The following is a 22,012-nucleotide window of genomic DNA, read 5'->3' as shown; positions in this document are numbered from 1 at the left end:
ACCTCAATAGCCCGTCATTTCCAGATACCCACGCCCCTCCTTACCCACACGCACCGGGCCCTCCCAGTAAGGGAAGCGCGTGCCCATCCAGGCCTTGGGCTCCAGCGCATCCACCTCGACATCCACCTGTACCGCTGGCACCTTGACCCGCCAACGGGTGGGCACCTTTTTGCCATTGTCCTGCCGCGTCCAGGCCAGCGGTGTCAGCTCGATCTGCCCGCCCTGCAGCGCACGCGCCTGCCCTTGGGCATCGACCCAGGTGCCCGCGCGGTAAGGCGGCCCCTGGTCCTCGCGCACCTGGAACAGCATCAGCTTGGCGCCCGTGCCCAGGTGCAGCGAAAACCAGTCCCAGCCACTTTGCCCGGCGGCCAACGGCTGGCTGCTCCATTCCCGGTCAAGCCAGGCCTGCCCTGTGACGGCGACCCGCTGCCCCTCGCGCTCGACCTCGCCACTAACCGTGTAGAACGGCTGGCTGTAGTAGTACGACGCCTGGCCCTTGCCGGATTTTTCGCTGTAACCCTGCACACCGTGCAGCAGCAGCGGCTGATCACTGGTGAGGGCAAGGTCATAACCAAACCCTTGGCCCCTGGCCCGCATCTGCAGGCGGTCGACTCCGGGTTTGCCCTGCAGCGACCAGTCGTTGATCCACGCCCGGAACGGTTGTGCCTCGACGCCCGCCTGGCCAACCCCACCGCGCGCGAGCGTTTCACTGACCTGGTGGCCGCCCGGGCCGGTCAGCGCGGCGTGGCCCATCCACAGGTTGGGGCTGTTCCAGTTCCAGGTCTCAGGCCCAGGCCGCAAGGCCGAGCGGAACAACGTCCATTGCACACCCCAGTCACGGCCCTGGGCATCGCGCAGGTTGGCGGTGACGTACCACCATTCGATACGAAAGCCCCCATGCGCGCCATGGTCACGTGGAAATTCCAGCGCATGCCCTGGTATCACCTGCCTGAACGCCGCCGCATCGTCGCCCAGGCCCGCATAACTCTTGGGTTCTGGCGCAGGCGGGTCGCACCCTGCCAGCAGCAGGCAGGCCATCAATAGCAAGGTTTCAGCTTTCATCGGCAAATTGCCTCAACAGCGCACTTGGCTGGCTGCGTGCCAGTTGCCACAACGGCCAGGCACTGGCCAGCAGGCTAGTCAACAGGCCCAGTACGGCCAGTTGCACCAGTTGCCCGGTAAATACATGCCAAGGCAGACGCCAGCCGAACGCCTGCACATTCACCACCGCCACCAGGCACCAGGCCAGCAGCAGGCCCAAGGGGATCGCCAGCAGCACGGTGAAGCAGCTGAGCATCAGCGTTTGCCCCAGGCTCAGCCAGGCCAGCCAGCGCCGTGGTACACCCAAGGCCCACAACGGTGCCAACTGCCCCAGGCGGCGCTGGCTCAAGGTCAGCTGGCTGATGAACAACGCCACGCCGGCAACCCCTAGAGTCAGGCTGTTCAATGCCGCCGTGACCGCGAAGGTGCGGCTGAACACCTCGCTGGACCAGGCTTTGAGGCGGGCCTGCTCCACCACCTGATTGTCATCCAGGGCATAGCGCCGTTGCAGTTCATCCTTCAGCGCAGCCACCCGTTCAGGCGGCACCAGCAGGCTGAAACCCGCAAGGCTGGCCGCTGGTGCATGGCTACGCAACCAGCCGGCGTTTACCAGCACATGGCCCTTGGGGTTGCCATAGTCGGCATAAACGCCCACCACGGTCATGGCCTGGGGCGGCTCGCCAGGCAACTGCAGCGTCTGCCCTACAGCCAGGCCAAGGCGACGGGCAAGTTGCTCGCTGAGCATTGCACCACGGCCGGCGGCCAGCGCCTGCCAGGCGCCCGGTGCCTGCTGCAGCAGTGGCCAGTGCTGGCGGTAGAAAGGGTGATCATCCACCCCCTGTACCTGCACCGGCCACTGCTGCAGGCGCCAGTCCACCCGCCAGCTGGGCAGCACCGCGCTGACGGTACGGTCTGCCAGCAAGCGCGCGTAGATCTGCTGCGCCTGCGCGCTGTCGCGGGGCGTGACGTACACATCGGCGGCCAGGCGCTGGTCCAGCCAGCCGATGAAGGTGCGGCGAAAGCCTTCGGTCATGCCGCCAACCCCGACACTGGCGGCCAAGGCCAGCAACAGCGCCATCAACGCCAGGCTCAAGGCCGGTAGTTGCTGGCGGCTGTCGGCAACGAACCACTGCGCCAGCGGGCGCTTGCACACCCGCGCCAAGCCGCCGAGCAAGAGCGCCAGCAACCCCGGCAACAACAGCGCCGCCGCCAGCAGCAAAGCCGCCAGCATGCCGAATGCACTGGGCAGCCCATTGCCCAGGTAGCCGCAGCCCCCCGCCACCATCAGCAGCACGGCGCCGGCGCCACCCTGGCGCCGCAACCACGGCACTTGCGCCAGGCGCCAGGCCTGGGGCTGCGCCAAGGCCAGCAATGGCAGGCGCGCGGCACGCAGCAGGCTGTCGAGCCCCGCCAGCAACGCGCCCAACAGGCTGACGGCAATGCCTGCCAGCCACCAGGTGGCCGGCAAGTGCAGCTCCCCCGCCACCTGGGCGCCATAAAGCCCGCGCAGGCTGGAGGCGAAATCAGGCAGCATCAGTGCGGCCAGCAGGTAACCTGCAGCCACGCCTGCCACACCGCCCAGCACGGCAAACAACCCCAGCTCCAGGGCAAGGGCTGCCAGCAGCACCTGCAAGCTCACACCACAAGCGCGCAAGGTGCGGATCAACCCGCGCCGCTGTTCCAGCGCCAGGCCAATGGCCGCATGGGCAATGAACAGCCCCACCACGAAGGCCAGCAGGCCGAGGGCGGTGAGGTTCAGGTGAAAGCTGGCGGTCAGCCGCTGCAGGTCGGCATCATCCCCGGGCGGCTGCAGCTTCAGCCTCGCCGCAATGTCGCTCGGCAGTGGCTGGTCACTGTCGCTGAGCAGCCACGACAATTGCCCGGGGGCATTGAGCAAGGCCTGCGCCTGGCCGATGTCGACCACCACCACACCCGGTGCCAGCTGCGCATGCATGGTAAGCGGCGGCAATACTTGCCCGTCCACCGTGGTCAGCTGCTCGCCGGGTTGGCGCCCCAGCTGGCGCAGCGTGTCCGGGCCCACCCACGCTTGCCCCGGCGTACCCACGAACGCCTGCAGGTCAAAATCCTGCACATCGGCACCGGCAACGGCCATGCCCGGCAACAGGCCAAGCGGCTCGATCCCGACCAGGCGCAGCGCAACCTGCGGCGCTGCAGCCAGCCGCAAGCGCCCTTCCAGCACCGGCGTCACCGGCCAGCCTAGCCTGCGCAATTGCACATACAGCGCCTGGTCGAAGCGCTGCCCCGAGCGTGCCACCAATTGCGGGCGGGCAGGCCCGGCGAGCACCGCACTGGCTTGTGCGTAGTCGTTGCGCGCCTGAGTGTTGAGCGCCTGAACGCCGGCCCACAGGGCCGTGGCCAGCCACAAACCGGTGAAGATGCTGATGCACTGCAGCCGGTGACGCCACCAATGGCTGCACAGGGCCTGCACGGTGATCCGCAAGCTGTTCATCACCCCTGCACCCGGCCCATCTGCAGCACGCAGCGGCGCTGCAGCATGGCGGCCAGGCGCTGGCTGTGGGTCACCATCAGCACGCTGCTACCCGCCTCGTGCACCAGCTGCAGCAGCAGCGCCAACACCTCGTCGCTGCTGGCCTCGTCAAGGCTGCCGGTGGGTTCGTCGGCCAGCAGCAGCAAGGGCCTGCTGGCCAGCGCGCGGCCAATGGCAACGCGCTGCTGCTGCCCGCCAGACAGTTGTTCCGGGTAGCGTTGCAGCAACGGGGCCAGCCCCAACCGGGTGGCCAGGTGCGTCACCCAGACCGGGTCATGGCGCCCCGCCAGGCGCGCCTGGAAGGCCAGGTTGGCGGCCACGTCCAGGCTGCTGATGAGGTTGTACTGCTGGAACACCAGGCCGATGCCCTCGCGCCGCCAACGTGCCAAGGCAGCTTCGCCGCGGTTGTCCAGGGGTTGGCCATCGATCAGGATGCGCCCGCTGTCGGCGCGGTCCAGGCCCGCCAGCAGGTGCAGCAAGGTGCTCTTGCCGCTGCCGGATTCGCCCATCAAGGCCAGGCTGCTGCCGCGTGCCAGCGTCAGGTCCACCCCGCGCAGCACCTCCAGCGGGCCTTGGGCAGTGGCGAACGACTTGCACAGGTTTTCGACGACCAACATTTGGCGGGCCTTATTTGCCGGGTCAGACTGTAGGCATAGCTGCAAACGCCGCTTTGGGGCAAATAGCTTGCGCTGTTTTCACTGGCCTCAGTTCACCAATGCGTGCTGCACCTGCCCCACCGTCGCCGCCAAGCTGTTCAGGTGCAAGCTCAGCACCCGCTCCACCGGTGCCTGGTCCAGCGGCCAGTGCAGCGCAATGCTGCCCGCCAGCCGCCCCTCCACCCGCACCGGTAAGGCAATCGCCCGGATCAGGAACGGCAAGCGCACGGGGTATTCCCAAAACCCTTCGGTGCGCTGGCCAAAGCCTTTGTGCCCATCGGCCTCGATATCGCGCAACAGCGCTTCATCGCCCACCCGCTGATGCGTCGCCAGGCGCTGCACCTCAGCCGGCGCCAGCTCCTTCAGGCACGCCCGGCCCATGGCCGAGTGAAACAAGCTGGCATGCTGCCCGACGATCTGACAGTTGTGCGGGTAGCGTTTACGCAGCACCTGCGGGATGGCGCTCTCCATCACCTCCAGCCGCTCGCCGTCGAATGAAGAAAGGTCCGCCACCAGCCCGGTGCGCTCGCTCAGCTCCAGTAGCAGCGGCGCGGCACGTTCCACCAGTTGGCGCTTGAAGCGCAGCTGGCGGTCGCCAAACAGGCGCCGGGCACACAAGCGGTAACGGCGGTCGCTCAGGCCACGGTAAACCCAACCCTGTTCCTGCAAGGTGGCAAGCATGCGCGATACCGTGGCCTTGGGCAGTGCCGTCAGGTAGTGCAGCTCTTCGAGCCCCAGCGCCTGGTGCTCGCCAAGCAGTTCGACGATCGCCAGTGCCCGCTCCACCGAGCGCACGCCACCGCTGTCTGCGGTAATACCCATGGGTCCGACCTCCCTGTCTGTGCGTGGATGGTCATCATGCCCAGCAAGATACGGGCCTGCCCAGGGCTTTCAGCGCACCTGCAAACACCCGGGCGGCCGCCGCGCTATCCAGCGCGTCAGTTGTTCATGGGCATAGGCCAGTTGCAGCACGGCGTGATCGGCCTGGGCCGGGCCTATGATCTGCAGGCCCATCGGCAGCCCGGCGGCGTTGAAACCCACCGGCACGCTCATGCTCGGCAGGCCGGCCAAGGTCGGGCCAATCACCACCTCCATCCAGCGGTGGTAGGTGTCCATGGCCTGCCCGCCAACCACCTTCGGCCATGGCTCGGTTGCGTCGAAAGGGAACACCTGGGCAGCCGGCAACAGCAAATAATCGTAACGCTCGAACAATTTACCCAGCGCCTGGTACCACGCGCTGCGGTCCAGCGAGGCCTGGTAAACGTCCGCCGCGGTCAGGCGCAGGCCACCCTCCACCTCCCACTGCGCCTCCGGCTTGAGCTGGGCGCGTTTGCCTGGGTCGGCATACGCCGCGCCCAGGTTGCCGTGCACCAGGAAGTGGCGATGGGTGAGCCAGCATTGCCATAAACGCCCCAGGTCGAACCCCGGCTGGCACGCCTCGACCTCGCAGCCCAGCTCGGCGAAGTCTGCCAGCGCCGCCTGGCACAGGCCCAACACCCCTTCGTCCATCGGCAGGTAGCCGTCAAAGTTACCCAGCCAGCCAACCCGTACGCCCTTGAAATCGCGCTGCAACCCGGCGGCAAAGTCACGCAGGCCGTCACTGAGCGACAGGGGCGCGCGCGGGTCGTGCCCGGCCTGCACCGACAGCAACCGCGCCACGTCCGTCACCGTGCGCCCCATCGGCCCCTCGGTGGCCAGCTGCTGCACGAACAGCTCCGGCGTTGGCCCGTATGGCACCCGCCCTTGCGAAGGGCGCAGGCCGAACACGTTGTTGAACGCTGCCGGGTTACGCAGCGAGCCCATCATGTCGCTGCCGTCGGCCACCGGCAGCAGTCGCATGGCCAACGCCGCTGCGGCGCCGCCACTGCTGCCGCCTGCCACACGGCTGTGGTCGTAGGCATTGGTGGTGGTGCCGAACAGCGTGTTGTAGCTCTGCGAGCCCAAGCCGAATTCCGGCACATTGCTTTTGCCGACAATGATCGCCCCGCTCGCCCGCACCCGCGCCACGCTGATGGCGTCATGCGCCGGCACCTGCTCGGCAAACAGCGGCGAGCCCAGCGTCGTGCGCAGCCCCGCCGTGGCCGCCAGGTCTTTGACTGCCTGCGGCATGCCATGCATCCAGCCACGCGACTGGCCGGCGGCCAGCTCACGGTCGCGCACCTCAGCCTCGGCCAGCAGCACCGCGCCCTCGCGCAGCGATACCAGCGCATTGACCTGCGGATTGAAGCGCTCGATATGGCCCAAGTAGGCCTGCATCACCTCACGGCACGACAACTGGCGCGCGTGGATCGCCTCGGACAGCGCCTGGGCATCGAGGGCGACGATCGGGTCGATGGCTAACGGGTTCACGGTTTCACTCCAAGGTTGAAAGCGACAGCCTTGCCAGCGCGGGGTGCTTCTTTCAGGCAATAGGTGCCCAGCAGCGTCAACAGGCAGGCGAACAGCACATAGAACGACGGGGCCACCGGGGTGCCGAGCACCTTGCTCAGCCAGGTGACAATCAACGGGGCAAAGCCGCCGAACACCATCACCGCCACGTTATAAGCCACCGACACGCCGGTGGAGCGCACCGCGATCGGGAACTGCTCGGCCAGGGCGGTTGGCGCCGGGCCGAAGAAGCCGCCAATGGCGGTGCACAGCAGCAGTTGCATCACCAGCAGGCGCTCGATCGACGGCGCTGCGGCCACCCACACGTACAGCGGGTACACCATCACGAAAAATGCCAGGGTAAAGGCCATCAGCACCGGCCGCCGGCCAAGCCGGTCCGACAGCGCTCCGGCCAGGGGGATGACCACGGTCATCAGGCCCACGGCCAGCATCTGCACCAGCAGCACCTGGTCCAGTGGCAGGCCAAGGTTTTTGTGGGCGAAGGTGGGCATGTTCACCAGCACTACGTAAAACGACACCGTCGCACCACAGGCCAGGCCCATCGAGACCAAAAGGCTGCGCCGATGCTCCCGCAGCACCTGCAACAGGCTGGGCGCCTGGCCCTTGGCCTGCTTGCGCGCCTCTAGGAATTCCTCGGGTTCTTCCATGTGTTTGCGAATCCACAGCCCCACCGGGCCGATCAGCAATCCGATCACGAACGGAATCCGCCAGCCCCAGCTGTCCAGCGCCTCGGGCGTGCACAGGTGGGTCACCAGCGCGACCATCCCCGCCCCGCTGAACACCGCCAGGCACTGCCCCACCAGCTGCCACGAGCCGTATAGCCCCTTGCGATGGGCTGGTGCGCTTTCCACCAGAAACGCCGTTGCACTGGCGTACTCACCGCCCGTGGCAAAGCCCTGCAGCATGCGCGCCACCACGATCAACAGCGGCGCGCCCATGCCAATGGCCAGGTAGCTGGGGGCAAAGGCGATCATGGCGATGGACACCGTCATCAGGCGGATGATCAGTTGCATCGCCGCCTTGCGCCCCTTGCGATCGGAATAGATGCCCAGCAGCACGCCGCCCACCGGGCGCATGAAAAAGCCCACGCCGAAGGTGGCCAAGGCCATCAGCAGCGAGGCGTACTCGTCGTCGGAGGGGAAGAACTGGCGGGCGATGATGCTGGCCAGAAAGCCGTACACGATAAAGTCATACCATTCCAGGGCATTACCGATGACCGCCGCGACCACTTGCCGGGTACGCGACGCGCCTGTGTGTGAAGTCTGCATGCGGAACACTCCATCAATCTGTTGGCCAGAAACGGCGGCGGGCTGCAGCTTGAAGCTTCCCTAGTTGAGCCAGCGCTCGGTCAGGGCGCCCCAGTAGGCGGCGCCGGTCAGCAGGATGTCGTCGTTGAAGTCGTAGGCAGGGTTGTGCACCATCGGCCGCTGCACGCCGTTGCCGATGAACAGGTAGGCGCCGGGGCAGCGCTGTAGCATCCAGGCGAAGTCTTCGCTGCCCATCAGCTTGCGGGTGTTGCCGTCCACCGCCTCGGCGCCGAGCAGCTCGACGCCGACCTGGTGGGCAAAGGCGTTTTCGTCGGCGTGGTTGACCAGCACCGGGTACGCCGGGCGGTGTTCGATGCTGGCGGTGCAGCCGTAGCTTTGGGCCTGGCTAAGGATGATGGCCTGCACCCGCTCCAGGGTCTGCGCGCGCACCTCGGCGTTCAGCGCACGCAAGCTCAAACGCAGCAACGCCTGCTGCGGGATCACGTTGGCCGCCTCGCCTGCCTGCAGTGCGCCCACGGTGACCACGGCCGCCTCCTGCGCATCGATATTGCGCGCCACCACGGTTTGCAGGGCCATCACCACACTGGCTGCGGCCACCAACGGGTCGACCGCCAGGTGCGGCATGGAGCCATGCCCGCCGACGCCTTCGATGGTCACGGTGAGCAGGTCCTGCGAAGCCATCATCGGCCCTTCTCGAAAGCCCAGGTGCCCCGCCGGCAACCCCGGCATGTTGTGCATGCCGAACAGGGCGTCACACGGGAAGCGCTCCAGCAGCCCATCGGCCAGCATCGCCTCGGCGCCGCCCTGGCCTTCCTCGGCCGGCTGGAAGATCAGCGTCAGCGTGCCATCGAACTGGCGCGTGGCCGCCAGGTAGCGTGCCGCGCCCAGCAGCATGGTGGTATGCCCGTCGTGGCCGCAGGCGTGCATGCAGCCCTGGTGGCGGCTGGTGTATTCAGCGCCGGTGGCTTCTACGATGGGCAGCGCGTCCATGTCGGCACGCAGGCCCAGTTTGCGTGGGCTGCTGCCATTGCGCAGCACGCCGACCACACCGGTTTTGCCGATGCCGGTGTGCACTTCGTAGCCCCAGTCTTTGAGCAGTTGCGCGACCAGGGCCGCGGTGCGGTTTTCTTCGAAACCGAGTTCGGGGTGGGCGTGGATATCGTGGCGGATGGCGTGCAGGTCGCTGGCCACGTCGTTGAGCCAGGCCAGGATGTGCTGGTGTTGCTGCATGTGGAATCTCCTCGCGCGGGTGGGTGCCGTTCTTGTTGTTCGCTTTGAGATCACGACGGTTTAGGCAGGTCGTGGTTGCGGACAGATAAGCGCGAGTGGGGCGGGAGCACAATTGAATGTGGTTTCACGTGGTGGAACATCACATGGGCGGGGATGTTTTCCTACAGAAACCGGCTGAAAAAATCAGATTAATTCCCTTTCTTGTAGTCCGTTTCCCAAAGATACTGCCGACGCCTGTTTTTCGTTGCACGCGCTAAACGTGGGCCATAGTCTCGGCCGGTCGCTGCCAATTCAGCGACCGGCTTTGACAGGCCGTCGATTGTTGTCCGTGTGCATACGCTTATGGCGGCTGTACGTGCGGGCACCTTCGTGTGCGCCGAGTGCCAACAATCTCGGTCTGTCAACCCGCGTACAGCTGCCACCCTCTTGTTTGACAGCAAGGCGGCTTGCAGCTCAACCATTGTTGGAGCGTAAGCATGCTGAAGATAGTCCCCGATCCACCCTACACTTCCCACTCCCTGGAAGACACACTCATGATGGCTGCTGACTACGCACTTTGCGCAGAAGCCGTTGCCCAGCAGGCGATGATGATGCAACCCAAATCGCCCTCCTCCTTGTTGATCATGACCTCCATGCACGAGCTCGAAACCTTGCGCAAATTGCTTGAGGTGGCCTTGGCGCAAGTGCAAATGCCGACAGAGCCGAGAACGCTGCACTAAGTCGCATCATGTCAGGCCTGGCCTGGCTCTTTCAAAAGTTAACCACTCGCACGGCGCCGCCCCTGAGGTTGTAGACGACCCTTAGGCGCACGGTGAACCCGTGTGGGCCCGGCTTGCCAGCGAAAGGGCCAGCCCAGGCATCCGCATTTTCAGGGAGCCAACCAATGCCAAAAGACGGCACAAACGAATACACCACACCCGGTAAAACCATGTTCTACCAGGCAGAGGGCCAGACCCGACCCCTGTTCTGCATCGCCCCAGGCATCCCCTGCCAAGATGCCCGGGAGCAAGCCTCGGAGCTGATGGGGTGTGTGCGCGACCTGACCATCGCCGGGCTGATGGAAGAAAACCCGCAACTGATCTGGGCGTCCTATTACCTGAGCGCGCTGGCCAAGGCGCTGCTGGATGATGCCGAGTTGGGGATGCAGCGGTAGGTCAGCAAGCGGCGGGCTCGCCCATCGAGGACAACTAGGCTCCGTACGAAAAATTGTGTATCGCTGCCACCGTTGGAGCCGGCTTGTCAGCGCCTTCAGGAGTTTTCATACAAAGCCAAGTGATGGGCCAGTTCGATAAGGCGATGCGGTGATCATGGGCTCTCAAATGGCCCGATTATGGCACCAAAGGAGTACAATCCAACGTGATCTCACGTGGGGGAACTTATCTACCAAACGTGATTATACAGCGCGTACCCACACGCTAGTACAGAAGCGATCAGAATGAACCCAGAAATCCTGCGCCCTTCATAAATATGGCTCCAAGGCACTACATGTACCAGCCGCTCAGGCGGCACGCTTTTCAGAAAACGGTAGCGAATGATGAAGTACGTGATGCTGATCAGGGGATAAATGAATACGGCTATCTGCCCTTGCGGCGCAGGCTTTGTTCCCACGGCAGTACCCAGCCGCGGCCGAGCACGCTGTCGACCGTCAGGTCGCTTGCGTAGAAGCGCGCCCCCTCGATGGGCATCAGGCCGGGCAGGCTGAAGTCGATTTCGTCGGGGATGAGTTTGCGGCCGGTGGTCAGGTTTACCGGGCTACCGCTTCGACCACGTAGCGGCTGGCGCCGCCGCCAGCGACAGGGCAGCCCTGTCAAAAACATGCAAAAAACTAATTAACCTCATGCAACATCACGGCCAGCAATACAACTCTAGCAGCACATAAAGCTGGAAGCGTAATGAGACAAAGTTGGCATCGACGTCCAAACCAGCTATTTTAAAGATCATTTTGTGGTTGGCGACCCTGAGCGCCCCTGATAAATAAACTTGATCGAACTCCATCCCCCATACTTAGCATATCAACGCATAAAAACACCCGCCAAGCCAATTGCTCAACCGAGAGCAACAAACCTTATCGCGAGCTTCTTGCTTTCGACCTTACTGACAAAAACCTCCGACACGATCGGATCAATCCAAATGACGTCACCCAAAAATAAGAAATGAGAACCATCTGCTTTTGATTCATCAACACACAGCTTTGTTACACCTCGGGCCATGTACTCAGCATCCAACTCACTCGACTTCAATTTTTTTAAAATCATAGCTTTACCAGAGTAATCTGAACGCTCATAGTCGAAGCATTTTATCTTCTGATTCAAGTGTATTAAAAAGTAATCTTTTTCTACAGGCCTGCCGTCAAAATATTTCACCTCAGCCTTTACAAGTTCAGCGCTAGAACCTAACCCTTCAAATACAACTCTTAATTCCCTCGAGCCAAAAAATGCACCGCATGCAGTTAAGAAAAAATCAGATTTCAGACTGCGAATTTTTTTATCCAGCACTACAGTAATTGATAGCCCTTTTAACGAAATGCATTTCCCTACTTGATAGTAGTCATTGAGCTCCGGAGAGAATGAAACCTCGCCATCCGTATACCCCCCTTCAACTACTTCATGCAACATTGTAAAATAATTCATAATTTCCCTCCTAACATGTCGATCTAGCGCCTTTCGGCCTAGGGTCCGTATTTTGTAAGCGCTAGGTGTCTGAACCAAGACTCATCCTCATACTGCGTTCGCCAGGGCCGATCGTGTTAAGAACGGTCTTATCAGTGTGATACACGAAGCCGCCGCTGCGGCGTAGGCTTTCCTCCCAAGGCAGCACCCAGCCTCGGCCCAGCACGCTGTCGATAGCCAGGTCGCTGGCGTAGAAGCGTGACCACTCGATTGGCATCGTCCCTGGCAGGACAGAACCCGTTTCGTAGGCCAGCAATTTGCGGCCAGTCGTCATATTTACAGGATTACCGGTGAAACCGCCGATCGCACGTTCGATGGCCGGGCCAACGATGAAGCGCCCGGCAAGGTAGCCGCCCGGGATCTTCGCTCAATATCGATAACCTAATGATAGGGTTAATCTTGACCTTAAAACTCAGGTCAGAACCAAGAAAACGCAAGAAGTGGCTGAGACAAAGTTGGCAGCCACTTCCATGGCTCATCCTCAATTTTAATGAGCAAAACCCGTGCTACCGTTTACGCGTCACTCCAACCGCACCTCAAACCAATCACCACACCCGAATTCACTAGACATCTAATACATATAGATAAATAAGGCGACAATTCAACATTCAATCAACTAAAATAGTTCCCGGCTCATTCTTATATTGCTAGACCAGTTTTACAACCATTTCCCAACCATCATCCTGACGGTCTTTTTGACCAAAAAATACATACGTCATCAAACCCTCGTAACGATCGCCACTCGAGCAACCCTCCACTTCAAACTGATGCACAAAATCCATTGGCGTATTACCCAGAAATCGCCAGCTTGGCTCGTCCACCCATTTCGGCGACGCCCCGTAGCAACGAAAACTATTGGCCAATCGGGAGGTTATCCAGGTTACGGCTTTCTTTGGAGCTGCGACAATCCAGTCTACTGTCGTCTACCATGTGCCCACTCCTTTTATGACTGCAATCAACTCGTAGCCTCCTTTCTGATGGCCCGCCAACTCTCTACCATTACCCCTTATGACCAACAGGCTAAATGATATCGAAACGAATGCCGGCAGAAGCAAAACCACTGGGTAGTGAGCTCGAACTTAATCGACCTATGAGCAATCCCTCAAGCACGGCAGTCAAATTATCTTTAAAATATTCAATTTCTGGCGACCTAGAGGCAATAATCGCCACATGCCACTCGTCGCTATTTTGCTTCGAGGTCACAACCCAAAAAATGCAATCTCCATTATCCGTAACACCTACCGGAATCAGCCCGTTCTCTACAGGATAAAGAGGATATTTAAAATACTCACTATCAGACGCTACCAGATCATTAAAACTACCTAAAACCAACCTAAACTGATCAAAAAAATTGATGTCTTCATTTTGACTAAAAGGGTTAAATACAATCAAGAAATCCGCTATCCTCCCTGACCCATATACATTTATGAACTCAACATAGTCCGAAGGGAAAAACATCCCATCAATCATTGGCCACTGTTTCCCTGCACCCGCTTCATTAGGTGTGGCAGGAGGCGTCAATACTACAAGAAGGTTATTTATTGACATAATCACATCCCAGGAGGTTTAAGTACTGTAACATGCTACCCCCCCGCCCCCTCCACCTTGATAGTGATACCGGCTGGAATCCTAGAGGGACCGGGGTAAATCGGTGCTATATTAACATCTACAACCCGCCCCTGCTCCAAAGCCTTACCAATCCGCCCCTCAACTGCACTCATAACAGGTGTATTAGCCGGTCGCTGCTGATTAGTAATTATGTTTCTGAAATCTTCTCCTGAGCCGCCTAGCTGACAGCCCAATAAGTGGCCGCGAGCCCTGTTTGAGTCTGCACCGGCAATGAACCCTGGAGGCTGTATACCAGGAAACGATACGTCGCCTGCCAGACAATCTCGCCCTCGCTATTGCTCATTTTTAGGGGCGTGCCAATCTGATCGGTATGGAAGTAGTAGACCTCCTGCTCTTCCCCCTCCGCTTGATCCACCGCGCCAACGGCGCATAGCTACCCGGCTCGTAGAGATACAGATGCTCTGCCCCGGCGTCTCCTCGCGTAGCATCTTCAGTCCTTCCCAGAGGAAATGCTTATGTTCCGAGGTGCCGCCGATTTCAGCGGTTGCGGTACTCCTGATCCCGCCAGCGCTTGATGCGGTTATCTCTGACCTTCTCCAGTTGCCGCGCATTGAAGTCCAGCCGGTTGGCCGCCGGGTCGTAGCGGAACGCTTCGCTACCTACGAGGGCCCCGGTATCGCGGCTATGCAACTGGCCGTTGGTTTCGTATTCGTACTTGATCTTGCCACGCAGCTTGTCCAGTGTGCGCACCAATTCGCCCGCCGGGCCGTACTGTTAGCGACGGTGAATCGGGTTGTACGCATGCTCCACCAGCAACGAGGTGTTGATACCGGTGTTGTGCACCTGTGACAGCTTTTCGGCCAGCAGCGTGGACGCAAACTGCCAGGGCTTGCGCCCCATCGCATCGTAGCCAAAGCAACTGGTGAGCTTGCCCTGCGTGCGATACACCTCACGGTGCAAGTCGTCGCGCTCCATGTCGCTGATCACCTGGCCGTCCAAGTTCAACATCACCTAAAACAGCAAGCGAACACGAGAATTGGAGCGCATGAGATTTCTATATGCGACAGCAACCACGCAAAACCTAAAGATTCAAAGCTCATTGATTGAGACGACTTAAAAACTCAGGAAAAGCATCTGCAACCACATGATACTCCTCAGTATCCATAATCCACAACCCGACTTCACCTTGCTCTTCTCCTGACAGAGTAAGCAAAAAATAGTTACCACCCTCATCAAACGCAAACGGCACTCGCCCTTTCATTTGCGGAAAATCCTCGACCAACTCTCTATACGCTATGTCCATTGGAATGCGACCATACTTAATAGGGACAAATCCAGTAAGCAACAAATCATTCCCACCTTGCGCATCGCCAATATAACCGCCATTCGATGACAAGTACAACCGACGAAACTCCGGCGGCAGCCTGCCGCCCAATACCTCTTCCAAAAAGTCAAGATCCGCGCACGATATTGCTTTTTCAGTATCACTCAATGGAATCAACATGAAGATTTTCCACTCCTTTTTACTTGCTGGGTGAACATATGTTTTTCCAGTTGCAGCCTTATATTGACTCACTCCACCTATATGAGGAATACCGCTGTGAGCTGGCTGTTCAACCAACTGCATAGTACCTTTACTAGTGACCGGGCCGTAATCATCCACATGATGCCATCCATGGCCGATAGGAGTTGTTTTTTGATTAAGGCCAGCCTTATGATTAGCAGCTTCAAAATCCAAGTCGTAGTCGCTAGTATATGATATTTCGAGTATTGGATTGACATTAGGCCTCTTAGGATAAAGAGCATTGCTTTCTGCATAATTCAACCCTCCCCCTTCGGTAAACTGAACTCCAGAGTAGAATTCAATAGCGGCCTGACAACGCCACACCTAATGCAGAACAAAATTGATTCATGCCAGAATTCTTCAGGCTAGGCCTATATACAGATAGCATACTTTCACCCTGCTAACCACCGAACGGCTCACTTACAATAACCCTACAAGAAACAAAAAACCCAAGTACCGACACCTAGTTAAACACCCATAAACTCTTTAATATCTTCATCACCCATAGGCGCGTAGAGAGGAAAGCTAGCCTTAGCACCGCTGAAGGGCACTTCGTTGTCAAATATATCAACCAGTTTTACATTGTCAGCCACTCCATAAACAAATCGGACTGGTTCCTCAACCGAAGGTTGATACTTCAGGTCGTGAGCAATAATTCGCCAGTCTCCTTCCGTTTTACGATCAAAAAGTGAGTACGAATCTAAAATAACAGGCCTAGCAAACCTTTTTTCAGGAATTTCATTTATGTTCGGTTCTTGGGTTACGACATCAAATATCTCCGCAACATGACCAAGGCTATTACGGGTCATAATTCGCCCTACACCATAGCCTCTGCCATTTATTACAAAGCAGAAAATATCTCCAACCTTTATACTTCGCAATGCAGTTTTTGCTTTTTTATTCCAACCAAAAAACTGAATAGCACTCATCCACAACCCCCTTTCAAACCAGCAGTCTTTCTATCGAAATTACTTTCAAAGTTTGCCTGTCGAGCGGCACTTCTTGTTGCATTAGCATGATCATAAGAATTGATTTTATTACCGCGATTAGTCGACGAGATATCCTCACCAATCACTCCAGTTTTCGTCTCATAGTGCTGTATATGAGCCTCGTCCTTGAAGTGCAACTGGTTGCCGTCCGGCAGGGTCAGGCCGACCATGTTGCCGTAGTCGTCCAGCGCGATGGCGTAACGCTCGCCGCCGTAGTCGCGGCTGGCGAACACGCGGTGGTCGGCAGTTGTACTGCACCTCCAGCTCGCGGACGAGTACGTCCGTGGCCCAGCTGATGCGCCGGGCGAAGTCATAGCGGAAATGGAAATGTTCGCCGTCGCTGGTCCAGTGCTCGACCACGCGGTGCTGGCCGTCGAGGGTTTCCCAACGGTAATGGCAGGTCAGGCCCAGGGCATTGCTGTGGCTAGCCATTACGCCGTCGGCGTAGCTGAAGCTGCGCACGGTGTCGCCGTTGCGGTTGATCACCGTGCTGAGCTGGCCGTGTTCGTCGTAGCGGTATTGAGCCAGGGTTTCGACCGCTTCGTTGTTCACCACCCGTTTGATGTCGGTCAGCCGGCCCAGCGGATGGTCGTAATGCAGGTGCACGCGGGTGCCGCCGGTGGCGCTGATGTCGGTCAGCGTGCCTTCGGCGGTACGGGTGAAGTGCAGGAAGTGGCCGAGGGCGTTTTCGATGCGTTGCAGCGGCACGTCTCAAAATGAGATTCCAGTGACTGGCTATTACACCTGAGCCCTAACAAAATAAACAAAAAAGGGACCATTAGAGCCCCTTCTAATTTCAATAACCCCATTTATTAAAGATCATATCGCAACACCAGACCATTTAATCAAGAACTTTTCGACACCTAAGCCAGCCATACCGGAGGCACAGATCACGGCCGATCAGCCATAAACATTTTCCTCTTGTGCTTTGTCAATGAAAATATCTTGCAAATCACCTTGAATCTCTTCACTATCGCAAATCAATACAAAGTCCTCTACCAGATTATCTAGATAATGAACCCCATCTAAGGTTCCGAGAATGACGGAGGCGCTATCTGCAATGACCAGCTTGAGAAAACCAATAACATCTTGCTTTTGAGTGCTGTCAAGTAGTGACAAAGCATTTCGTGCACGCGCATATGCATCATCATCCTTGTTGACTGGCTTTAGGAGCGCCTCTTTGTATTGTTCAAAGTTTTTGTAAAAAAGCTCGCCAAACACTGCCCCTACAAACTGTTTGTCTTTCATGCCACACAACCCTTTATTTACGCACCCCAGGATACATTAATTTATTTAGAGCTATCAGCTCATGAAATTCTGAATTCGTGACATCCGAATAAACGCGCCATAGCGCCTAAGACCCTGCACCACAAAATCTATCCTCGTTGTGCTAATTTTCAGCATTAAGCGCCAGAAAAAAACAACGCTGGCCCTGCCACTGGCTAGGCCGCACCAACGCAGCTGCATATTTTTAAGGATCTGGCGTAACGAACAACAATAGAAAATACCTTACTCCTTGCAAAACACACTCAAAACCTTCAAATATCTCTCAACTCAGTCCATGCATCATACGAGTAAGTATCATCAACTATTTCAAACGAAACACCCTTCAAGCCAGTTGCCGCTGACTTAAAGCTCTCACTACAAAATAGTTCTAAGGTTTCCTGGCATCTGAAAATTTCCGACTGCAGCTCCGGGGAAACTACAAACTTACTTATAGCATCAATATTCACAGCCCCAGGATATATATGACTTTCAATTTCGAGGCCGGTTTCCAGGTCCTTGGATGCCTCGAACAACGACTCAGCCTTATCCAGAGCCGCCAAACTTTCACCAGGAAGGAAAATAAAAAAATCTCCTTTTCTAGACTGTTCCTTATAGGTTATTTCCAAAGGAATAGCCTTGTACTTTCCCCCGACCTTATCGCAAGCCTCTAAAAACCTTTTAGAAACATAGGTATCACCTATGCTATAGTAATCAAACTCTAACTCAGATAACTCCATTTCCAATCCGGACAGCTTTAAAACATATTTCTTTTCTACACTCAACCCCATAGGGTTTGGTTCAAGTGGATCCCATTCAAATTCAGTACAATTAAAGAAGCCCGACAGCACGACTGGACAGCCACTATCTTTCGGATTATAGCGCAAAACGTAATAATTGGAACTACTCACAAAAGCCTCTCAGTGATCGTATCCACTACAAATGTATTATTTGTAAGGTTTTCTCTCGCGAAACTTTGAATTTTACCTATACCTAAGACCAATTGCGCATCAGAAATCTTACCAGCCCTAAAGGCGTCATTCAAAGCAGAAACCTTAGTCTCCACGATCTTAGTATATTTAGCATGATCTGACCAATGCCCAGGCAAATCTATATTTTGCGTTAACTTCTTACTACCCGGTAAAAATACACCATTGGAAGCACCATCATCATTAAAATCCATTGATCGAAGTTTGTTAAACATTTTCGCGTAACGAGGCTTTTTCATGATTTCTTCGGGGATTAAATGATGATTAGCCATTCCATCGCCACCACCCCAGGGGATCGATTTCTTGAATAGGATTTTCAGCGTACGAATATATATTCAAGCCGCCTGCCAAACCTATAGGATCCTGCGTCAAAAATCGGCCAACATTAGGATCATAGAACCTGAAAGTGTTGTAATTTGGCTCTTTTCATCGCAGCAGAGCACCAACGCCTTATCCGGTGGCGCAAGGTACAGTCCGATGACGTCCCAGAATTTCTCTTCGAACTGAGGATCATTGGACAGCTTGAAGGTACGTGTGAGGTGCGGCTTGATGTCGTAGGCAGCCCAGATCCGCTAAACGCTGGCCGGAGAAATACCCGCGACACGCGCCATGCTACGGCAGCTCCAACGAGGCTGACCGATACGCGGTTGGGTGACTTGCTCAAGTGTTCGCTTCAAGGCTTCGGCAGGTAATGATGGCTTGCGACCTCGTCCCGGCAGATCCACCAGTCCTTCTAGACGTAGTGCCTGGAAACGCTTGCACCAGCGAGTAACGGAAACAAGGGAGAGCCCCGTCAGTTCGGCGATTTCTTTACGTGAATGACCTTGAGCGGCCAACAGAATCACGCGTGCTCGGCGACCGTCGCGTTGGCTAATGGTGGCCGAGCGAACCCGCCGGCTCAGCTCGGCCTGCTCATCATCACTGAGCACGATGTCTTGAGAGTTCATGGCTTCACCCAATATCCCGGTTGACGATGGAAGTTAAGCTCAAATGGAATATTTATTTTTGAGACAGGACACTAGGCCGCCAAAAAGCGCCAGGAACGCTGGGGTAAACAGGTAGGCATACTTCACCCAAAAGTCCAGCTCTAAAAGGTGCTCATGGACTTCACCGCCGGGGTGCTGTGCTTTTTTTGTACGTTTGCTCGTCCTTGCAGGCATTTGAAATCTCCTTTTTCACTTATTGCGGCTTGGCACGCACAGATAGCCTTGCCTGGAACAAGCCCAGTTATGCTGCTACTTTGGGATCCTGGTGACACGATACGTCTGTTTAAATGCGAACTCCCTCAAGGCAGAGATAGCAGCCTCAGCATCAGGATCCTGATAATTCAATCCTTGCACCGCATTGAATGCATCAATCCAACATTTATCAAAGGGTGGCTTATCTCGCTTCCCGAGAATAACTTCCCAATTCTCGACACCCGCGACAACTGATTCAAAATAACCATTGCTTTGAATCATATGCCAAAGCGCAATCAAGCCTATCTATCAGCTGCAAAGAGCCAGGGCTATCACCGTGGTGCCATGTCAGCTTCGGAGGTGAGTCGCCGGAGAAGCCACCATCGACACGATAGTTGTACATGCTTAGTAATGCCTGGATATTTGGCCTCAATAGAGGCTTTGAAGTCAGCATCAGGATCTGCGTTCATGCGTTCATGCGTTCATGCGTTCATGAACGGACTGATTTGCGAGGCTAAAGTGCGCAGCATCGTTTAGCTTGAATTCAGGCGGCGCTAGTATTTTCTCATGAAACACATCATACACCCCGAGCTGACGCACTCCTTCTCCGTTATACCAGCCCAGCGGGTCTATCCATTTTATTGGATTTGGTGCGTATAAATATAAATTCAGCCTCCCAATTAATCCGATTGGGTCCTGAGTATTAAAATGCCCCGCAACAGCGGTCATAATATCTGAAGTTGTTGTAGTGCAGCGTCGTTTCGCTATCGAAATATTGCCCTTGAAAGCGCGGATTCTGCTCAACCTCATTAATCGTCAGCTGCTCAATCGCCCCCCCCACGGAGCATATACAAATCCCTCATCAATTTTCTCAAAATAGAGCCCGATGAAACTATTTCTTAGGTATGCCTCTCTAAACACAGAAGAACAGACCATTTGCTTCAATTCCTCACAGTAGAATAAATCATACTCTACATCTGATCTCGGGAAAAACTTATCTATTCGAGCATACAATGGCGACATATGTTGGCGCTCGCTTTCTGGGCACAAAACTCCGTCATCCACCAATTCAAAAGTAGATCGATCAACATCTAGCAATGAACATCTACTAAGGACGCAGAAAAATCTATAATCCTTTTTAGGCTTCGCAGAACCGCGAAGCGAAATCATCACAGGAATGGTCAGAGAATTACAATGAAAATTTTCGCACATTCGAATGAATTCCGATGACGCGAGATACTGCTCAAATATCACATCTACGTGAAGCTTATTCAAGTCAGCTTTCATTTCATAGGAGCTTGAAAAATCCAATACATCAGGGTTTGCAATTACTTGATTGAACTCCGGTAATTCCGGGACCCACATCTCATCAAAGAAAAGCGGAACATCGTCGCCTTCCGCAGCACTGAGCACATAAAATTCTTTCATAAGAACTCACAGCAACCTAAAAGTAGATGGACCGGTCTTAAACAGCCCGTTTTGAAGCCCGGAGCTCGCCGAGCTTTGAATATTTTTAACACCCAAAACCAGGGGCCGTCGAGGGTTTCCCAACGGTAATGGCAGGTCAGGCCCAGGGCATTGCTGTGGCTTGCCATTACGTCGTCGGCGTAGCTGAAGCTGCGCACGGTGTCGCCGTTGCGGATGATCACCGTGCTGAGCTGGCCGTGTTCGTCGTAACGGTATTGAGCCAGGGTTTCGACCGCTTCGTTGTTCACCACCCGCTTGATGTCGGCCAGCCGGCCCAGCGGATGTTAGTAATGCAGGTGCACGCGGGTGCAGCCGCCCTCGGTGCACACCAGGTACACCTGCTCGTGCGGGTTGTAGATGCGTTCGCCCGGCTGCAGGGTCACGAACGGCACCACGTCCCTGTTTGTCGGTGGGAGATGAGGTCGGTGGCTTAACATCGCGAGCACTCACTAAAGTGCCATTTCTCAGAAACCATTAGACGTAAAAGTTGCTGCCCATATATGACAGCAACCTAATTCCGATCCATACTTTTAAGAAATAACAGCATCCTCACGCAGATCAAACAGCTCCATGAGAAGCAAATACTAAGCTTGATCCAAAAATCCTACCATCAATTCCCCTCAAAAAGCCCTATATATACCAACCCGTTATAACTTTTCTTTAAGGGCTCAGATACTACAATCCCACCATCTGAGTACCAAAAAATAGCGTTTGCGTTATTAATACCTTTGCTAAGGCAGATAGCCTTCAGCCTGTCTAGTTCACTAGGATCAACCGAAGAGTCCTTGATTATCTCATCCAAACCAACTTCCTGAGGACTCCTCGGAATTATTCCGATAAAGTCCTCATCATACCATCGGATACCGACATCCTTGCAGAAACCGCACATTTTGTATGAAGGATCATCTATACCTACGGAATAATCCAACTCGAAATACTTCAAGTAATCAGCTTCCGACTCAAAATTACTCCCAACCCATACATGGATTTTTTCATATCTCTCGATATCATAAATATCCACTTAGCAAGCTCCCAATCTCATATGATTACGATGATGAACGCCAATTACGCTTAGCGTCTCAACTTTACTCTGCGTTTTAACCAAGTCTTTAATCAGCTTACTATGAAACTTCCTTTCTGCACTACTTCCATGGTGCGGGCCATCCGGTACAAGATTCCCGTGCCTATTAGTAATAGCCTACGAAAGTGATATTTTTTGTAGGCACAGTCAT

The 22,012-nt window shown here is 56.2% G+C and carries 20 protein-coding genes and 8 pseudogenes; 2 read left to right on the top strand and 26 right to left on the bottom strand.

Annotated elements, in window-relative coordinates; translation table 11 throughout:
• Window positions 1-3: 3 nt before the first annotated feature.
• The 7 genes from JET17_RS12970 to JET17_RS12940 all read right to left on the bottom strand — a co-directional run bounded on the left by JET17_RS12970 (window position 4) and on the right by JET17_RS12940 (window position 9,092).
• Window positions 4-1,062 carry a lipocalin-like domain-containing protein gene (locus JET17_RS12970; RefSeq protein ID WP_012314409.1) on the bottom strand — a complete coding sequence of 353 codons (1,059 nt, stop codon included), beginning with the start codon at window positions 1,060-1,062 and terminating at the stop codon, window positions 4-6.
• Window positions 1,052-3,511: an ABC transporter permease gene (locus JET17_RS12965; RefSeq protein ID WP_012314408.1), complete on the bottom strand. Its 2,460-nt coding sequence runs from the start codon at window positions 3,509-3,511 to the stop codon at window positions 1,052-1,054. Before JET17_RS12965 ends, JET17_RS12970 begins: the two co-directional genes overlap by 11 nt.
• A complete protein-coding gene (locus tag JET17_RS12960; protein WP_012314407.1) occupies window positions 3,511-4,167 on the bottom strand; it encodes an ABC transporter ATP-binding protein in 657 nt (218 codons plus the stop codon). Before JET17_RS12960 ends, JET17_RS12965 begins: the two co-directional genes overlap by 1 nt.
• Before the next feature lie 87 nt (window positions 4,168-4,254).
• Complete coding sequence (locus JET17_RS12955; RefSeq protein ID WP_012314406.1) at window positions 4,255-5,028, bottom strand: IclR family transcriptional regulator; 774 nt, start codon at window positions 5,026-5,028, stop codon at window positions 4,255-4,257.
• A 69-nt stretch (window positions 5,029-5,097) separates the two neighbouring features.
• Window positions 5,098-6,555: an amidase gene (locus JET17_RS12950; protein WP_012314405.1), complete on the bottom strand. Its 1,458-nt coding sequence runs from the start codon at window positions 6,553-6,555 to the stop codon at window positions 5,098-5,100.
• Entirely contained in the window at window positions 6,552-7,862 is a 1,311-nt protein-coding gene (locus JET17_RS12945; RefSeq protein WP_012314404.1) for a citrate-proton symporter, read from the bottom strand. The genes JET17_RS12950 and JET17_RS12945 overlap by 4 nt, the downstream gene beginning before the upstream one ends.
• Window positions 7,863-7,922: 60 nt before the next feature.
• Window positions 7,923-9,092, bottom strand: a complete 1,170-nt coding sequence (locus tag JET17_RS12940; protein WP_012314403.1) for a M20 aminoacylase family protein — start codon at window positions 9,090-9,092, stop codon at window positions 7,923-7,925.
• Between the two features lie 476 nt (window positions 9,093-9,568).
• Here JET17_RS12940 and JET17_RS12935 point away from each other — a divergent pair, with 476 nt between their 5' ends.
• Both JET17_RS12935 and JET17_RS12930 read left to right on the top strand, forming a co-directional pair.
• A complete protein-coding gene (locus JET17_RS12935) occupies window positions 9,569-9,811 on the top strand; it encodes a hypothetical protein (RefSeq protein WP_042111452.1) in 243 nt (80 codons plus the stop codon).
• A 164-nt stretch (window positions 9,812-9,975) separates the two neighbouring features.
• Window positions 9,976-10,245 carry a DUF3077 domain-containing protein gene (locus tag JET17_RS12930; protein ID WP_012314401.1) on the top strand — a complete coding sequence of 90 codons (270 nt, stop codon included), beginning with the start codon at window positions 9,976-9,978 and terminating at the stop codon, window positions 10,243-10,245.
• A gap of 427 nt (window positions 10,246-10,672) precedes the next feature.
• Here the strand turns inward: JET17_RS12930 and JET17_RS12925 are convergent.
• The 19 genes and pseudogenes from JET17_RS12925 to JET17_RS12845 all read right to left on the bottom strand — a co-directional run.
• Window positions 10,673-10,852: pseudogene (locus tag JET17_RS12925) on the bottom strand (DUF6531 domain-containing protein); the annotation flags it as partial.
• Between the two features lie 285 nt (window positions 10,853-11,137).
• On the bottom strand, window positions 11,138-11,722 hold the full coding sequence (locus JET17_RS12920; protein WP_042111451.1) for an imm11 family protein: 585 nt from the start codon (window positions 11,720-11,722) through the stop codon (window positions 11,138-11,140).
• A 94-nt stretch (window positions 11,723-11,816) separates the two neighbouring features.
• Window positions 11,817-12,113 (bottom strand): annotated as a pseudogene (locus tag JET17_RS27795) (DUF6531 domain-containing protein); the annotation flags it as partial.
• Between the two features lie 668 nt (window positions 12,114-12,781).
• The gene (locus JET17_RS12915) at window positions 12,782-13,309 is read right to left on the bottom strand and encodes an SMI1/KNR4 family protein (protein WP_012314397.1); all 528 of its coding nucleotides are present in this window, start codon (window positions 13,307-13,309) and stop codon (window positions 12,782-12,784) included.
• Between the two features lie 35 nt (window positions 13,310-13,344).
• Entirely contained in the window at window positions 13,345-13,602 is a 258-nt protein-coding gene (locus JET17_RS27790; RefSeq protein WP_420094550.1) for a DNA/RNA non-specific endonuclease, read from the bottom strand.
• Window positions 13,548-14,335, bottom strand: a pseudogene (locus tag JET17_RS12905) (RHS domain-containing protein); the annotation flags it as partial. The gene JET17_RS27790 and the pseudogene JET17_RS12905, both read right to left, overlap by 55 nt.
• Window positions 14,336-14,426: 91 nt before the next feature.
• Complete coding sequence (locus tag JET17_RS12895) at window positions 14,427-15,155, bottom strand: SMI1/KNR4 family protein (RefSeq protein WP_233100430.1); 729 nt, start codon at window positions 15,153-15,155, stop codon at window positions 14,427-14,429.
• 206 nt (window positions 15,156-15,361) lie between these two features.
• On the bottom strand, window positions 15,362-15,823 hold the full coding sequence (locus JET17_RS12890) for an Imm26 family immunity protein (protein WP_012314395.1): 462 nt from the start codon (window positions 15,821-15,823) through the stop codon (window positions 15,362-15,364).
• A 185-nt stretch (window positions 15,824-16,008) separates the two neighbouring features.
• Window positions 16,009-16,591: pseudogene (locus JET17_RS27785) on the bottom strand (type IV secretion protein Rhs); the annotation flags it as partial.
• A 192-nt stretch (window positions 16,592-16,783) separates the two neighbouring features.
• Window positions 16,784-17,131, bottom strand: a complete 348-nt coding sequence (locus JET17_RS12880; RefSeq protein WP_012314394.1) for a hypothetical protein — start codon at window positions 17,129-17,131, stop codon at window positions 16,784-16,786.
• A 290-nt stretch (window positions 17,132-17,421) separates the two neighbouring features.
• Window positions 17,422-18,057, bottom strand: coding sequence for an imm11 family protein (locus JET17_RS12875; protein ID WP_012314393.1), 636 nt, complete (start codon window positions 18,055-18,057; stop codon window positions 17,422-17,424).
• Window positions 18,054-18,407, bottom strand: a complete 354-nt coding sequence (locus tag JET17_RS12870; RefSeq protein WP_233100429.1) for an AHH domain-containing protein — start codon at window positions 18,405-18,407, stop codon at window positions 18,054-18,056. Before JET17_RS12870 ends, JET17_RS12875 begins: the two co-directional genes overlap by 4 nt.
• Window positions 18,408-18,417: 10 nt before the next feature.
• Window positions 18,418-18,552 (bottom strand): annotated as a pseudogene (locus tag JET17_RS27250) (RHS repeat-associated core domain-containing protein); the annotation flags it as partial.
• Window positions 18,540-19,082: pseudogene (locus JET17_RS12865) on the bottom strand (IS630 family transposase); the annotation flags it as partial. The pseudogenes JET17_RS27250 and JET17_RS12865, both read right to left, overlap by 13 nt.
• A gap of 39 nt (window positions 19,083-19,121) precedes the next feature.
• Window positions 19,122-19,295, bottom strand: a complete 174-nt coding sequence (locus JET17_RS12860) for a choline/carnitine O-acyltransferase (protein ID WP_150105125.1) — start codon at window positions 19,293-19,295, stop codon at window positions 19,122-19,124.
• A gap of 633 nt (window positions 19,296-19,928) precedes the next feature.
• Window positions 19,929-20,148 (bottom strand): annotated as a pseudogene (locus JET17_RS27245) (RHS repeat-associated core domain-containing protein); the annotation flags it as partial.
• Window positions 20,130-20,741, bottom strand: a complete 612-nt coding sequence (locus JET17_RS27780) for a hypothetical protein (RefSeq protein ID WP_012314388.1) — start codon at window positions 20,739-20,741, stop codon at window positions 20,130-20,132. The pseudogene JET17_RS27245 and the gene JET17_RS27780, both read right to left, overlap by 19 nt.
• Window positions 20,742-20,851: 110 nt before the next feature.
• Window positions 20,852-21,191, bottom strand: a pseudogene (locus JET17_RS27775) (hypothetical protein); the annotation flags it as partial.
• A gap of 199 nt (window positions 21,192-21,390) precedes the next feature.
• Window positions 21,391-21,801, bottom strand: a complete 411-nt coding sequence (locus JET17_RS12845; RefSeq protein WP_012314387.1) for an immunity 22 family protein — start codon at window positions 21,799-21,801, stop codon at window positions 21,391-21,393.
• Window positions 21,802-22,012: the final 211 nt, after the last annotated feature.

It is taken from the genome of Pseudomonas putida (assembly GCF_016406145.1).
Classification (GTDB): Bacteria; Pseudomonadota; Gammaproteobacteria; order Pseudomonadales; family Pseudomonadaceae; genus Aquipseudomonas; species Aquipseudomonas putida_E.
Note: the sequence above shows the minus strand (reverse complement) of the source record. Positions and strands in the feature narration are given on the sequence as shown.